The organism is Micromonospora sp. NPDC047187 (assembly GCF_040643355.1).
In the GTDB taxonomy this organism is placed as follows: domain Bacteria; phylum Actinomycetota; class Actinomycetes; order Mycobacteriales; family Micromonosporaceae; genus Micromonospora; species Micromonospora salmantinae.
Genome location: NZ_JBEYUF010000002.1, coordinates 397380 through 411161 on the forward strand (window position 1 = coordinate 397380; position 13782 = coordinate 411161).

General features: G+C 72.9%; 12 protein-coding genes. 4 read left to right on the top strand and 8 right to left on the bottom strand.

Going from position 1 to position 13782, the window contains the following annotated elements; translation table 11 throughout:
- Positions 1 to 37 precede the first annotated feature (37 nt).
- From ABZ794_RS06385 to ABZ794_RS06395, 3 genes are all read left to right on the top strand, one after another.
- Positions 38 to 2587, top strand: coding sequence for a DUF4118 domain-containing protein (locus tag ABZ794_RS06385; RefSeq protein WP_357514513.1), 2550 nt, complete (start codon positions 38 to 40; stop codon positions 2585 to 2587).
- A complete protein-coding gene (locus tag ABZ794_RS06390; protein ID WP_238683747.1) occupies positions 2584 to 3264 on the top strand; it encodes a response regulator in 681 nt (226 codons plus the stop codon). Before ABZ794_RS06385 ends, ABZ794_RS06390 begins: the two co-directional genes overlap by 4 nt.
- Before the next feature lie 103 nt (positions 3265 to 3367).
- Positions 3368 to 5383, top strand: a complete 2016-nt coding sequence (locus tag ABZ794_RS06395) for an FAD-dependent oxidoreductase (RefSeq protein ID WP_357514515.1) — start codon at positions 3368 to 3370, stop codon at positions 5381 to 5383.
- Positions 5384 to 5517: 134 nt separating this feature from the next.
- On the opposite strand, the gene ABZ794_RS06400 is transcribed toward ABZ794_RS06395, so the two are convergent.
- On the bottom strand, positions 5518 to 6450 hold the full coding sequence (locus ABZ794_RS06400; protein WP_210782926.1) for an SDR family oxidoreductase: 933 nt from the start codon (positions 6448 to 6450) through the stop codon (positions 5518 to 5520).
- Between the two features lie 182 nt (positions 6451 to 6632).
- On the opposite strand from ABZ794_RS06400, the gene ABZ794_RS06405 reads away from it, so the two are divergent.
- Entirely contained in the window at positions 6633 to 7388 is a 756-nt protein-coding gene (locus ABZ794_RS06405; RefSeq protein ID WP_357514517.1) for a dienelactone hydrolase family protein, read from the top strand.
- 17 nt (positions 7389 to 7405) lie between these two features.
- Here ABZ794_RS06405 and ABZ794_RS06410 read toward each other — a convergent pair whose 3' ends face one another.
- The 7 genes from ABZ794_RS06410 to ABZ794_RS06440 all read right to left on the bottom strand — a co-directional run bounded on the left by ABZ794_RS06410 (position 7406) and on the right by ABZ794_RS06440 (position 13767).
- A complete protein-coding gene (locus tag ABZ794_RS06410) occupies positions 7406 to 8509 on the bottom strand; it encodes an L-dopachrome tautomerase-related protein (RefSeq protein WP_357514519.1) in 1104 nt (367 codons plus the stop codon).
- A 100-nt stretch (positions 8510 to 8609) separates the two neighbouring features.
- The gene (locus tag ABZ794_RS06415; protein ID WP_357514521.1) at positions 8610 to 9491 is read right to left on the bottom strand and encodes an SMP-30/gluconolactonase/LRE family protein; all 882 of its coding nucleotides are present in this window, start codon (positions 9489 to 9491) and stop codon (positions 8610 to 8612) included.
- A gap of 20 nt (positions 9492 to 9511) precedes the next feature.
- On the bottom strand, positions 9512 to 10453 hold the full coding sequence (locus tag ABZ794_RS06420; RefSeq protein ID WP_357514523.1) for a sugar kinase: 942 nt from the start codon (positions 10451 to 10453) through the stop codon (positions 9512 to 9514).
- Positions 10450 to 11070, bottom strand: coding sequence for a bifunctional 4-hydroxy-2-oxoglutarate aldolase/2-dehydro-3-deoxy-phosphogluconate aldolase (locus ABZ794_RS06425; protein ID WP_210785672.1), 621 nt, complete (start codon positions 11068 to 11070; stop codon positions 10450 to 10452). The genes ABZ794_RS06420 and ABZ794_RS06425 overlap by 4 nt, the downstream gene beginning before the upstream one ends.
- Positions 11071 to 11081: 11 nt before the next feature.
- Positions 11082 to 11909, bottom strand: a complete 828-nt coding sequence (locus ABZ794_RS06430; protein WP_357514526.1) for a hypothetical protein — start codon at positions 11907 to 11909, stop codon at positions 11082 to 11084.
- 5 nt (positions 11910 to 11914) lie between these two features.
- Complete coding sequence (gene dgoD, locus ABZ794_RS06435; RefSeq protein ID WP_210785674.1) at positions 11915 to 13060, bottom strand: galactonate dehydratase; 1146 nt, start codon at positions 13058 to 13060, stop codon at positions 11915 to 11917.
- Positions 13057 to 13767, bottom strand: a complete 711-nt coding sequence (locus ABZ794_RS06440; RefSeq protein ID WP_112620721.1) for a FadR/GntR family transcriptional regulator — start codon at positions 13765 to 13767, stop codon at positions 13057 to 13059. Before ABZ794_RS06440 ends, dgoD begins: the two co-directional genes overlap by 4 nt.
- Between the last annotated feature and the right edge of the window lie 15 nt (positions 13768 to 13782).

Sequence of the window (13782 nt, forward strand, 5' to 3'; positions counted from 1 at the left end):
GCCCCGCCCGCCGATCTGACCAGGGAGGATGGTCCCCGTGCCACGCGGAGAACTGCGCATCTATCTCGGTGCCGCCCCCGGCGTCGGGAAGACGTACGCCATGTTGGAGGAGGCCCAGCGGCGGGCCGCGCGCGGCACCGACGTGGTGATCGGTTTCGTGGAGACCCACGGCCGTCACCACACCGCCGCGATGCTCGGCGACCTGGAGCAGGTGCCCCGCCGGACCATTGACTACCGCGGCGCGGCGTTCACCGAGATGGACCTGGACGCGGTGCTGGCCCGCCGGCCACAGATCGCTGTCATCGACGAGCTGGCACACAGCAACGTGCCCGGTTCCCGGCACGGCAAGCGCTGGCAGGACATCCAGGAGCTGCTCGACGCGGGGATCGACGTGCTGTCCACTGTCAACGTGCAGCACCTGGAGTCGGTGAACGACGTCGTCGCGCAGATCACCGGCACCACCCAGCGGGAGACAGTGCCGGACGAGATCGTCCGCGCCGCCGAGCAGGTCGAGCTTGTCGACATGACCCCGGAAGCGCTGCGGCGGCGGATGGCGCACGGCAACATCTACCGACCCGACAAGATCGACGCCGCGTTGGGCAACTACTTCCGGGTCGGCAACCTCACCGCGCTGCGCGAGCTGGCGCTGCTCTGGCTGGCCGACAAGGTCGACGAGCAGCTCGACCGCTACCGCAGCCAGCAGGGGATCGCTGCCACCTGGGAGGCCCGGGAACGGGTGGTGGTCGCGCTGACCGGTGGCCCGGAGGGCGAGACGCTGATCCGTCGGGCGGCCCGGGTCGCGGCCCGCAGCAAGGGCGCCGACCTGCTCGCCGTGCACGTGGCCCGCAGCGACGGCCTGGCCGGTGCCGACCCGGCCCAGTTGGCCCGGCAACGAGTGCTGGTGGAGAGCCTCGGCGGCACGTACCACCAGGTGCTCGGCACCGACGTGCCGGCCGCGCTGCTGGACTTCGCTCAGGGCGTGAACGCCACCCAGTTGGTGCTCGGAGCCAGCCGGCGGGGTCGCCTCGCGCAGATCTTCGCCAGAGGCGTCGGGGTGACCACCACAGCGCTGTCCGGCTCGATCGACGTGCACCTGGTCACCCACAAGCAGGCCGGCAAGGGCCGCCGGGCGGCGGCCGTACCGGCGGCGCTGTCCCGACGCCGCCGGCTGCTTGGCTTCGGCCTGGCGGTGCTGGGCATGCCGCTGCTCACAGTGCTGCTGAAGACCCTGCCCGACCTGACGCTGACGAACGACATCCTGCTGTTCCTCGCCGGGGTCGTCGGGGTCGCGCTGGTCGGTGGGGTGTGGCCGGCCCTGGTCGCCGCGCTCGGCGGCTCGCTGCTGCTCAACTGGTTCTTCACCCCGCCCTTCCGCACGCTGACCATCGCCGAGGCGGACAATCTGCTCGCCCTGGCCGTCTTCGTCGGGGTGGCCCTCGCGGTGAGCTGGATCGTCGACGTGGCCGCCCGTCGTACCCGGGAAGCCGCGCGGGCCGCCGCCGACGCGCAGACCCTCGCCGCCGTCGCCGGTGGCGTGCTGCGCGGCGAACGTCCGCTGCCCGCCCTGCTGGATCAGCTCCGGGAAACGTTCGGGCTCCGCGCGGTGAGCGTGCTGGAGTTGGCCGAGGAGGCCAGCGGGCGACCGGAGCGGGCCCGCGAGGAGCACGCCTGGTGTGTGGTGGCCAGCGTCGGCGAGCAGCCGGCCTGCACGCCCGACGCTGGCGAGACGGCGGTACCGGTCGACGACCGGATCACCGTCGTGCTCAGCGGCCGGCGGTTGGAGGCCGCCGACCGGCGGATCGTCGAGGCGTTCGCCGCCCAGGCCGCCGTCGCGCTGCGACAGGAACGGCTCGCCCAGGAGGCCGCCACCGCCCGGCCCCTCGCCGCCGCCGACCGGATGCGCACCGCGCTGCTCGCGGCGGTCAGCCACGACCTGCGTACGCCACTGGCGTCCGCGAAGGCGGCAGTGACCAGCCTGCGCAGCCACGACATCGAGTTCGACGAGTCCGACCGCGAGGAGTTGCTGGAGACCGCCGAGGAGTCGCTGGACCGTCTCGCCCGGCTGGTCGGCAACCTCCTGGACATGAGCCGGCTCCAGGCGGGCGTGCTGGGCATCTCGGCGACAGCGATCGGCCTGGAGGACGCCGTACCCCTGGCGTTGGACGAACTTGGCCCGGTGGCCGCGACGGTCGGCACGGACATCCCGGCCGACCTGCCGGCCGCCACCGCCGACCCGGGCCTGCTGGAACGGGTGCTTGTCAACATCGTCGCCAACGCGCTGCGCTACAGCCCGCCGGACCAACCGCCCACGATCACCGCCAGCGCCCACGCCGGTCAGGTGGAGCTGCGGGTGATCGACCGGGGGCCGGGCATCCCGGAAGACCAGTGGGAGCACGTCTTCCTGCCGTTCCAACGCCTCGGCGACCGGGACAACCAGACGGGTGTCGGTCTCGGTCTTGCCCTGTCCCGGGGGTTGGCCGAGGCGATGGGTGGCAGCATCACCCCGGAGACCACCCCCGGCGGTGGGCTCACCATGGTGCTGCGGCTGCCCGCCGCGCCGACCAGCTCGGAGGGGCCGCAGGAATGACGCGCATCCTGGTCGTCGACGACGAACCGCAGATCCTGCGCGCCCTGCGGATCAACCTGCGCGCCCGCCGGTACGACGTGGACGTCGCCGGCACCGGGGCCGCCGCGTTGAAGGCCGCCGCCAGCCACCCGCCCGACCTGGTGGTGCTGGACCTCGGCCTGCCCGACATCGACGGCGTGGAGGTGATCCGGGGCCTGCGCGGGTGGACCACAGTGCCGATCATCGTGCTCTCCGGCCGGGCCGGCAGCGAGGACAAGGTCGCGGCGCTGGACGCGGGCGCCGACGACTACGTCACCAAGCCGTTCGGGGTGGAGGAACTGCTGGCCCGCATCCGCGCGGTGACCCGCCGCCTGGGCGCGCCCAGCGAAGCGGTGCCGGCTCTGCGGATCGGCCAGCACACAGTCGACCTGGCCGACCACAGCGTGCTGCGTGACGACGGCACCGAGGTCAAGCTGACCCCCATCCAGTGGAGCGTGCTGGAAAAGCTGCTGCGCCACCCCGGCAAGCTGGTCAGCCAACGTCAGCTCCTGCAGGACGTGTGGGGGCCGGAGTACCAGAACGAGACCAACTACCTGCGGCAGTACCTGGCCCAGCTGCGACGCAAGCTGGAGGACGACCCGGCCCGCCCCCGCCACCTCATCACCGAGCCGGGAATGGGTTACCGCTACCGGCCGTGAACCGTTGACACCCGCCGGCAGAGATTGAAGAATTTCTTTCGCAGCGGCAGCGGCGTGCTTCTGTAACCGTCCCCTTCACCGGTTACCCCTCGGGAGCTCCGCCGTGTCCTTGCCCCTGCCCCTGTCCCGTCGTCGGCTGCTCGTCGCCGGCGGTGCCGGCCTCGTCCTGGCCGGTCTCACCGACCCGTTCCGGGCCGGCCCCGCCCGGGCCGCCGTCACCACCGCCGACCTTGTCGTCTACGGCGCCACCTCCGGCGGGCTGGCCGCCGCGATCACCATGCGCCGGCTCGGCCACACCGCAGTGGTGGTGGAGCCCACCGGTCACGTCGGCGGGCTGAGCACGGCAGGGCTGGGCGCCACCGACACCGGCGTCCAGGCGTCCATCGGCGGGCTGGCCGCAGAGTTCTACCGCCGGGTGTACGTGAAGTACCACGGCGGAACCCTCACGCCCACGTCACCGCTGCGGATGACCTTCGAACCGCGTGTCGCCACCGCCGTCTTCGCCGAGATGCTGGCCGAGGCGGGCGTCCCGGTGGTCGTCGACGCCCGGCTGGCCGGCATCGGTCGAACCGGCAACCGGATCACCGAGCTGCGCACCGAGGACGGGTCGATCTACCGGGGTGGGGTGTTCGTCGACGCCACCTACGAGGGCGATCTGCTGGCCATGGCCGGGGTGGGGTTCACCGTCGGGCGGGAGTCCAATGACACCTACGGCGAGACGATCAACGGGGTGCAGTCGCGCAACACCCACCAGTTCGCCTACCCCGTCGACCCGTACGTGACGGCCGGCTCGCCCGCCAGCGGGCTGCTGCCGGGCATCTCCGCCACCCCGCTCGCCCCGCAGGGCAGCGGCGACGACAAGATCCAGGCGTACTGCTTCCGGATGTGTCTGACCCAGGCGGCCAACCGGATCCCGTTCGGCAAACCGTCCGGTTACGACCCGATCCGGTACGAGCTGCTGCTGCGGCACATCCAGGCCGGCTACGCGGGGCCGTACTTCACCACCCACTCGGTCGGCGGCGGGAAGACCGACTCCAACAACAACGGGGCCGTGTCGACAGACAACATCGGCTTCAACTACGCGTACCCGACGGCGAGTTGGGCCACGCGGGAGAGCATCATCGCCGAGCACCGCACCTACCAGCAGGGGCTGATGTGGTTCCTGGCCAACGACCCCCGACTGCCGGCGTCGGTACGCGACTCGACGGCCCGGTGGGGGCTGCCGGTGGACGAGTTCACCGGCACGGGCGGCTGGCCACCGATGCTCTACATCCGCGAGGCACGCCGGATGATCTCCGCGTACGTGATGACCGAGGCCGACTGCCGGGGCCGGGTACGCGCCACCGACTCGGTGGGCCTGGCCAGCTACACGATGGACTCGCACAACTGTCAGCGGGTGGTCGTCGACGGCAAGGTGCGCAACGAGGGAGACGTGCAGATCGGCGTGCCGGCGCCGTACCCGGTGAGCTACCGCGCGATAGTGCCGCACCAGGCGCAGTGCGCCAACCTGCTGGTGCCCGTCTGTCTCTCGGCGAGTCACATCGCGTACGGCTCGATCCGGATGGAACCCGTCTTCATGATCCTCGGGCAGGCCGCTGCCACAGCGGCCTCCCTGGCGCTCGCCGGGAACCTGGCAGTGCAGGCCGTCTCCGTGCCCGCCCTCCAGACCCGGCTGCGCCAGGACGGCGCGGTGCTGGAGTGGGGCTCGACGAGCGAGGTGATCCTGGACAACGCCGCGTCCAGCGGGATCACCCGGGCCGGGACGTGGCTGCGCAGCACCAGCATCGGCGGCTACTACGGCCCGGACTACGAGCACGACGGCAACACCGCCAAGGGCGTCAACCGGCTGCGGTTCCGCCCTTCACTTCCCGCCTCCGGGTCGTGGACAGTGCAGTTGCGCTGGACCGCGGACCCGAACCGGGCGACGAACGTGCCGGTGGACATCGCGTACTCCGGGGGGTTGGTCACCCGGACGGTCAACCAGCGACAGTCCGGCGGCCAGTGGGTGCCGTTGGGCACCTATCAGTTCACGGCGGGCAGCGACGGAAGCGTGCTGATCCGCACCGAGGACACCGACGGCCACGTGGTCGCGGACGCGGTGCGCTTCGTGCGTGCCTGACCGGAGGCGGGTGCCGGGTCGACCCGGTCAAGTGGCGGGGCCACCAGCAGCGGGTCGACCTGGATCACCTCGATGCCGAGCGGGCGCGGGCCACCGCCATTTCTTGACGCCGCGTTCACGGCGGGGCGCCCCAATCAGTTGCCGGGGTACTCGACGCCTACCAGCCGCTCTGAGGCAGCCCAGAGCCGGGCGGCGTCGTCGGTGCTGCGCGCCGAGCGGTAGACGGTCAACTCGGTTGGTGCGCCGGTGAACTGGCCCACACCGTCCGGGCCGTAGAACCGGCCGCCCTGCGCCTGTGGGCTGGTGGCCGCGTACAGGGCAGGAAGCAGCCCAGCATCCACCGAATGCACCAGGATCCCCCAGCGGGCCAGCCGACCCATGATCGAGTGGTGCAGCGAGGGGCGGCTGCGGCCCAGATTGGGGCCGGACGCGTACAGGTTGGTCATGGTGGTGCCCGGGTGGGCGACGTTGCTCACGATGCCCCAGTCACCGGCCCGACTGCGCCGGTCGAGTTCCAGCCCGAAGTGCAGGGTGGCCAGCTTCGAGGCGTTGTAGGCGCGGATCGACGCGTACCTGCGGTTGCTCTGGAGGTCGTCCCAGTCCAGCCGGCCGGAGCGGGCGGCGCTGCTCGACATCGTGGTGACGCGGGCCTGCCCCGCCCGGAGCAGCGGCAGCAGCCGTCCGGTCAACGCGAAGTGGCCGAGGTGGTTGGTGCCGAACTGGAGCTCGAAGCCCTCCGCGGTGGCGTGTCGGGTGGGAGGGGTCATCACGCCCGCGTTGTTGATGAGAAGGTGGATCGGTCGGCCCTCGCCGAGCAGCGTGTCGGCCAGCGCGGCCACCGACCCCAGCGAGGCGAGGTCCAGCGGCCGGGTCGACACGACGGCACCGGGCGCGGCGGCCCGGACGGCCTCCAGCGCGGCGGTGCCCTTGGCCGGGTTGCGGACCGGCAGCACCACCTCGGCACCGGCGCGCGCCAGCCGGGCGGCCAGACCGAGGCCCAGCCCGTCGCTGCCTCCGGTCACCACGGCGAGCTTTCCGGTCAGCTCCGGAACGGTCAGGTCGAGCACGACAACCCCCAGGTCAACGGTGTCCTTTATTGGTCGCCACCAACACTGGGTCAGGCTCCGGCCACCGCCCAGGGTGGCCTTGTCCAGGGATCGGCAGTCCCTGGCTGACGGACCGGTGCCGTACTCGCCGCTCTGGCGAGTAACGTTCCGAACGGACCAAGATCGGCGTACGAGGAGGCGCGGTGCTGACGACGACGGTGGACATCCCGACCAGCGACGGAGTGGCGGACGCGAGCCTGACCCGACCGGACGGGGACGGCCCGTTCCCGGCGGTGCTGCTCTTCATGGACGCCTTCGGACCGCGCCCGCGCCTGGTCGAGATGGCCGAGCGGATCGCCGAACGCGGCTACCTGGTGCTGACGCCCCACCTGTTCTACCGGGCCGGCCGGGCACCGCTGTTCGACCTGTCCCGCCTCGGCGAGGCCGACCAGCGCGCCGCCCTCTTCGAGAAGATCATGCCGCTGGTTGGCGCGTTGACTCCCGACGTGATCAACCGGGACACCGCCGCGTTCCTCGACTTCCTGGCCGCCCGCGACGACGTCCAGCCGGGCCCGGTCGCCATGACCGGTTACTGCATGGGCGGCACGAACGCGCTGCGGGCCATCGAGGCGCACCCGGACCGCATCGCCGCGGTGGCGAGCTTTCACGGCGGGCGGATCGTCACCGACGCGCCGGACAGCCCCCACCTGGGCGTCGGCTCGATCACCGGAGAGGTGTACTTCGGGCACGCCGACGCCGACCAGTCGATGACGCCCGAGCAGATCGCCACGCTGGAGAAGGCGCTCGACGCCGCCGGGGTGCGCTACCGCTCCGAGGTGTACGTCGGCGCGCACCACGGCTACACGATGGCCGACACCCCGGCGTACGACGAGCAGGCCACCGAACGCCACTGGGCCGCCCTCTTCGACCTGCTGGACCGCACCCTGCCCGTCAGCTGACGAGCGCGCCTGCCTGATCAGCGGCGCAGCAGCACCGGACCGGCGTCGATGCGGGTGCGGAACAGCGCGTACGGCTTGCGTCGCAGGTCCTTGCCCAGCTGGTACTGCGGCTGCCGGTGCAGTTGGTTGGCGGTGACGTAGAGGTACCCGTCGGTGGCCACCGACATGGTGTCCGGCCAGAGCAGTCGCGGGTCGTGCACCAGCGTCTCGTACTCGCCGTCGGGCAGTCGACGCAGCACCGCGTTGTGCTCGTACGAGGTGAGGTAGAGCCGCCCCGCGTCGTCGCTCTCCAAGCCGTCCGAGGCGGTGCCCCGGTCGCCCTCGTCGACGACTGTGGCGGTGACCGCCTCCTGGGTGACGCCCGGGTCGGCCAGCGCCTCCGTGGACACGCTGTGCAGGCGTCGGGACGCCAGCGGGCAGTAGTAGAGCCGGTCGCCGTCGGCGGAGATGGCGATGCCGTCCGAGCCCATGCTCACCGGCTTCGGCGGGCCGTCGGCCGGCCGTTCGAGGAACGGTCGGCCCTCGACCACCGGCCGGAACGACGTCAGCGGCTCCGCCTTGGTGGACGGGTGGTCGTGCAGCCGCCGCCAGGAGGCTCCGCTGGCCAGGTCCACCACGATGATCCCGTTCGGCCCGGAGTCGGCGGAGTCGGTGATGTACGCGACCCCCGCCTCGCCCCGCCGCAGGTCGAAGCGGACGTCGTTGAGGTACGTCGTCGGCAGCGCCACGTCCGTCGGGAAGGTGATCACCTGGGCGACCGTGTCGGTGTCCAGGTCGATCCGGACCAGTTTGGGGCCGCCCGGCTTGGTGGGCTGGAACATCGGGCTGCCGGTGTCCAGCACCCAGAGCCGGTCGGCCGGGTCCACCACGATGCTCTGCACCGAGACGAACGCTCCCGCGTCGTCGTCACCGGACGGGTCGTTCCAGGCATGGTCGGGGTAGGGCATTTCCCGACCGTCGCGCAGTTCGACGACGGTGGCCGGCACCTCGTCGCCCCACTTGGGGAAGTTGACGAAGATCCGGCCCCGGTGCGAGACGCTCACCCCGGTCGGCATCGGGCCGGTGAAGGTGTGCACCAGCTCCAGTTCGCCCATCGGCTCGTCGCCGACCGGCCCGTTCATGACGTCCGCCCCACGGTGCTCATCGGCTCGCTCCCTACCGGTCGGCTGTTACGGCGCTTCGGTGGGGTTGTTCCCGCCCTGGCGTCCGATATGCCTCCGATCAGCTCGCTGGCGTGCCGGCCCGCGCGGCGGGCAGGCCGGGCACCGGGACGTCCACCGCGAGCAGCGCGCCGTCCTGGGGGCCCGCCGAGTCCAGCCCCACCCGGGCGGTGCCGATGAAGAGTCGCCGCAGGTCGGGGCCGCCCAGGCAGATGCCGGCCGGCTGCTTGGCCGGCAGCCGGATCTCCCGGTCGAGGGTGCCGTCGGGCCGGTAGCGGCGTACCGCCGAGCCGCCCCACAACGCGATCCAGAGGTGGTCGGCCGCGTCGAGCGTCATACCGTCCGGGCCGCCGTCGGCGGGGGACAACCGCAGGAACGGCTCCCGTCCGCGCAGGTCGCCGGTGGCGGGGTCGACGGTGAACCGGTCGATCTCGCCGCGCGGGGTGTCGGCCAGGTACATGGTGGTGCCGGTCGCGTCGAACGCCGGACCGTTGGGGATGGTCAGCCCGGTCACCGCGGGGACCGGCGCGGCGCCGGGGGTGAGGCGGAACAGCGTGCCCCCGCCGGGCACCATCGCGTACGTCATGCTGCCGGCCCAGAAGCGGCCGTGCGGGTCGGCGACCGCGTCGTTCATCCGGGTCGGCTCGGGCGCGTCGGCGACCAGCTCGGCGACCGCTCGGGCGTCGCCGGTGGCGGGCAGCACCGTGACGCCGGTCCCGGCGGCGGCCAGCCAGTCGCCGGGTCGGTCGGCCACCGGGGCGACCGCGCCGAGCGGCACATCGAGGCGGCGTAGCTCCCGCAGCGGGGTCGGGGCGTCGCCGTCGGTCTCCAACAGTCGCCCGGCCAGCAGGTCGACGAGGACCAGCCGGTCGTCGACCCAGCGCAGGCCCTCACCCAACTCCAGCCGGTCGGTGCTCCAGACGGTCGGCTCGGTCAGCTCCATTGTGCTCCTCCAAAGGATCGTCAGCGGACCGTACCGCCGGGGCCGTGGTCGAGCAGCGCCAGCTCGGCCCGGTCAGGCAGGCCCTCCCAGTCGCCCCGGCTGGCGACCGCGAACGCGCCGGTGGTGACGGCCCGGTCCAGTCGGGTCGACGCGTCGACGCCGTCGAGCCAGCCGGAGAGCAGCCCGGCGACGAAGGCGTCGCCCGCGCCGACGGTGTCCACCACCGGCACCGTCCGGGCTGGACGGTGGATGGTGCCGGCCGCGCTGTGGCTGGTCGCTCCATCGGCACCGTGCTTGACAACGACCTCGGTGACGCCGGCCGAGAGTAGCGCCGAGGCCGGGTCGGTCGCATCGGTGAGCACCGCCAACTCGTCGTCGGAGGCGATCACCAGGTCGATCGAGGACAGCAGCGGGCGCAGCGCGGCGGCGGCCTCGGCGACCGACCAGAGCCGGTTGCGGTGGTTGACGTCCAGGCAGATCGTGCTGCCGGCGACGCGGGCGCGCCGCACGGCCTCCGCCACCGCGTGGTACGGCTCGACGCCGAGCGCGCAGGTGATGCCGGTGACGTGCAGCAGCCGGGGTGGCGGCCCGGGCGCGTCGAAGGCCCGGGTCACGTCGGCCGGGCCCAGCCGGGAGCCGGCCGACCCGGCACGGTGGTAGGTGACCCGGTTGATGTCGGCGACCCGGTTCTCGAAGAGGATCAGCCCGGTGGGAGCGGTCGCGTCGACCCGGGACCAGGTCAGGTCGACACCCTCGGCGCGCAGCGTACGGCGGACCAGCTCGCCGGGCTCGTCGGCGCCGGTGACGCCGACCCAGGCCGCCCGGTGGCCGAGCCGGGCCATGCCGATCGCCACGTTCGACTCGGACCCGGCGACGGAGATGCCGGCCGTGCCGCCCAGTCGCAGTGGGCCGGTGGTGCGGAACGCCGCCATCGTCTCGCCGAGCGTGAGCAGGTCGGTCATGGCCGGACCGCCGCGAGGAAGGCGGCGGCGCGCTCGCGCAGCGCCGTCGTGTCGCCGCCTCGGACGGCGTCGCCGAGCAGCGGGGAACCGACGCCGACCGCTGTCGCGCCCCGGTCCAGGTAGCGTCGAGCACCGTCCGCGTCGACACCACCGACCGGCACGAACGCGGTACCGGGGAACGGGTCGCGCAGAGCGCCGAGGTAGTCGGGCCCGCCGAGCGAGGCCGGGAAGAGCTTGATCGCGGTGGCCCCGCCGTCGGTGGCCTGCACCACCTCGGTGGGGGTGAGGGCGCCGGCGAGCACCGGCAGCCCGAGCCGGCCGCCCTCGGCGAGGCTCGCCGCGATGGCCGGGGTGACCAGGAAACCGGCGCCGGCGTCGGCCGCCGCGCGGGCGTCCTCGGCGCTGAGCACGGTGCCGGCGCCCAGGGCGTAGTCGGGCCCGAGGGCGGCCCGGGCGCGGCGGATGACGCCGAGCGCGTCGGCGCTGGTCATCGAGACCTCGACCAGTGCGACGCCGCTATCGGCCAGGGTGAGTACGGCGGTCAGGGCGGCGGCCGGGTCCGGGCCGCGCACGATGGCCAACAGCCGGTGGGTACGCAGCTCGTCGAGCAGGTTCATCACGGGTGTCCTCAGTGGGTGCGGTGGGCGGAGATGATGAGTCGCCAGGTGACCTCACCGGCGGGCGGGACGACCGCCGCGTCGGAGGGGCCGGCGTCGGCCAGGTCGAAGGCCGCGCCGAGCATCGGTTCGACGCCGACGCTGCGGTAGGGGCCGTTCGCCGGCCAGCCGCCCAGGTTGCGCCAGAGCGCTGTGCTGCGGGGCTGGCCGGCGCACTCCAGCTCCAGAGTGAGCCGGTCGGCTCCGTCGATCACCTGCACCCGGGCGCAGTCGAGCAGCACCGCGCCGAGCGCTGTCCCGTCGTCCGGGCCGAACGTGTCCACTGTCAGCCCGGCCGGGGCCGGCCACGACCCGGTCAACCACGGGTCGCCGGTGGGCCAACTGCCCGGTGGCAGGAGCGCGGCGGCTTCCGGGTGCAGCCGGGTCGGGGTGCCGGTGGGCGCGTCCAGGCGGGCGGCGGGGGAGAGGTCGAGCAGGGCGTGCGCGGCCCAGACGAACCGGTACCCGGGGTCGGCGGCCAACCGGTAGTCGGCCACCACCACGCCGCCGGAGTCGGTGATCCGGCGGGTGAGGGTGAACGTCGGCCGCTCGATGACCGCACTGCCGGGGCCGCCGCCGCGCCACGGCCGCGACCACACCTCGCCGTGGTCGGGCTCGCCGCGCACTGTGGGCAGGCACTCCTCCAGACCGCCGGCGTCGACGAAGGCGTCGTCGGGGCGTACCTCGTGCCGGCCGGGTTCCGGGCCACGCCACAGCCACTCCCGGCTGCCGCCGCGCAGACTCGTCCACCGACCGCCGTGCGCCGCGTCGTACGCCACCCGCAGGGCCACCGGCCGCACGTCGGTCACCACTCGGCGAAGGACCCGTCGGCGTGCTGCCAGACCGGGTTGCGCCAGACGTGGGGCGTCTGGGCGGCCTTGCGGACCGCCGTCTCGTCGACGGTGATGCCCAGACCGGGCCGGTCGAGGCGGGCGATGTGCCCGTCCACGAACCGGAACGGCTCCGGGTCGACCAGGTAGTCCAGCAACTCCGAGCCGGCGTTGTAGTGGATGCCGATGCTCTGCTCCTGGATCAGGAAGTTCGGCGTCGCGAAGGCCACCTGGAGGCTGGCCGCCAGGGAGATCGGGCCGAGCGGGCAGTGCGGGGCGAGCAGCGCGCCGTACGTCTCGGCCAGCGCGGCGATCCGGCGGACCTCGGAGATGCCACCGGCGTGCGACAGGTCCGGTTGGACCACTGCGACCCCGGCCTGCAACGGGCCGAGGAACTCGGACCGGCCGTAGAGCCGCTCGCCGGTGGCCACCGGGATCGGCGTGCTGGCGACGATGTCGCGCAGGTGGTGAGCCTGGTCGGGCAGGACCGGCTCCTCCACGAAGAACGGGCGCAGGGCGGCCAGCTCGGGCAGGACCCGGCGGACGGCGGCCATTCCGGCGCGACCGTGGAAGTCCACGGCGATGTCCCGGTCGGGGCCGAGCACCTCACGGGCGGCGGCCACCCGGCCGATGACCGCGTCCACTTCGGCCGAGGTGGGGATCGGCGAGAGACGCCCGCAGGCGTTCATCTTGACCCCGGTGAGGCCGGCGGCGATCTGCGCGGCGGCGGCGTCGGCCACCTCGCCGGGTTCGTCGCCGCCGATCCACGAGTAGATCCGTACCCGGTCGCGCACGTGCCCGCCGAGCAGCGCGTGCACCGGCGCGCCGTACGCCTGACCGGCGATGTCCCAGAGCGCCTGGTCGAGGCCGGCGACCGCGCTGGAGAGGATCGGGCCGCCCCGGTAGAAGCCGCCCTTGGTGAGCACCTGCCAGTGCTGCTCGATGCGCAGCGGGTCCGCACCGATCAGATACTCGGAGAGCACCTCGACCGCGCTGCGCACCACCTCGGCGCGGCCCTCGACCACCGGCTCACCCCACCCGACCAGCCCGTCGTCGGTCTCCACCCGGCAGAACAACCACCGTGGCGCGACCAGGAAGGTCTCGATCCGCTCGATCTTCACTGACTGCCCCTTCGTCCCCGTGCCTTCTCGACGTCGCGGACGGCCTTGTCCAGCAACTGACGCATAGCGGTCTCGGCCGCCGTCTCGTCCCGGTCGCGCAGCGCGTCGACCACCGCGCGGTGGCTGGGCACCGGGTCGTCGTGCGGGCTGCCACCGTGCACCAGCCGGTCCCGTTCGGCGAGCCCGGTCTCCATCACCACCTCCATCCGCTCCAGCAGCTCGTTGTGGGTGGCGGTGAGCAGCGCACGGTGGAAGGCGAGGTCGGCGGCGATGGCGGCGGCGGGATCACCGTTGGCCTGGGCCATCTCGGCCAGCGCCCGGTCGAGTGCGGTCAGGTCGTCCTCGGTGGCGCGGGTGGCGGCCAGGCGTGCGGCGGCCGGCTCGATGATGGCGCGCACCTCGTGCAGTTGGTCGAGCAACCGCTGGTCGGTGCCCTCGGCGAACTGCCAGCGGATCACGTCACCGTCGAGCAGGTTCCAGTCCGCACGGGGTCGGACGAAGGTGCCGCGCTTCTGCCGGGCGTCGACGATGCCCTTGGCCGAGAGGACCTTCAGCGCCTCGCGGAGCGCCGTGAGACTGACGTCGAACTCCTCCTGCAACGCGACGATGTTCAGTGTCGCGCCGGCGGCGATCTCGCCGGTGAGGATGCGACGGGCGATCGCTTCGACGGTCTGCCCGTGGACGCCGCGGCGTGCGTACTGTGCCAATGCTCCTGGCCTTTT

Coding starts and splice junctions, on each gene's coding strand:
- ABZ794_RS06420 (WP_357514523.1), bottom strand. CDS start 10,453: ATGACCGACCTGCTCACGCTCGGCGAGACGATGGCGGCGTTCCGCACC.
- ABZ794_RS06415 (WP_357514521.1), bottom strand. CDS start 9,491: ATGGAGCTGACCGAGCCGACCGTCTGGAGCACCGACCGGCTGGAGTTG.
- ABZ794_RS06425 (WP_210785672.1), bottom strand. CDS start 11,070: ATGAACCTGCTCGACGAGCTGCGTACCCACCGGCTGTTGGCCATCGTG.
- ABZ794_RS06410 (WP_357514519.1), bottom strand. CDS start 8,509: ATGAACGGGCCGGTCGGCGACGAGCCGATGGGCGAACTGGAGCTGGTG.
- ABZ794_RS06390 (WP_238683747.1), top strand. CDS start 2,584: ATGACGCGCATCCTGGTCGTCGACGACGAACCGCAGATCCTGCGCGCC.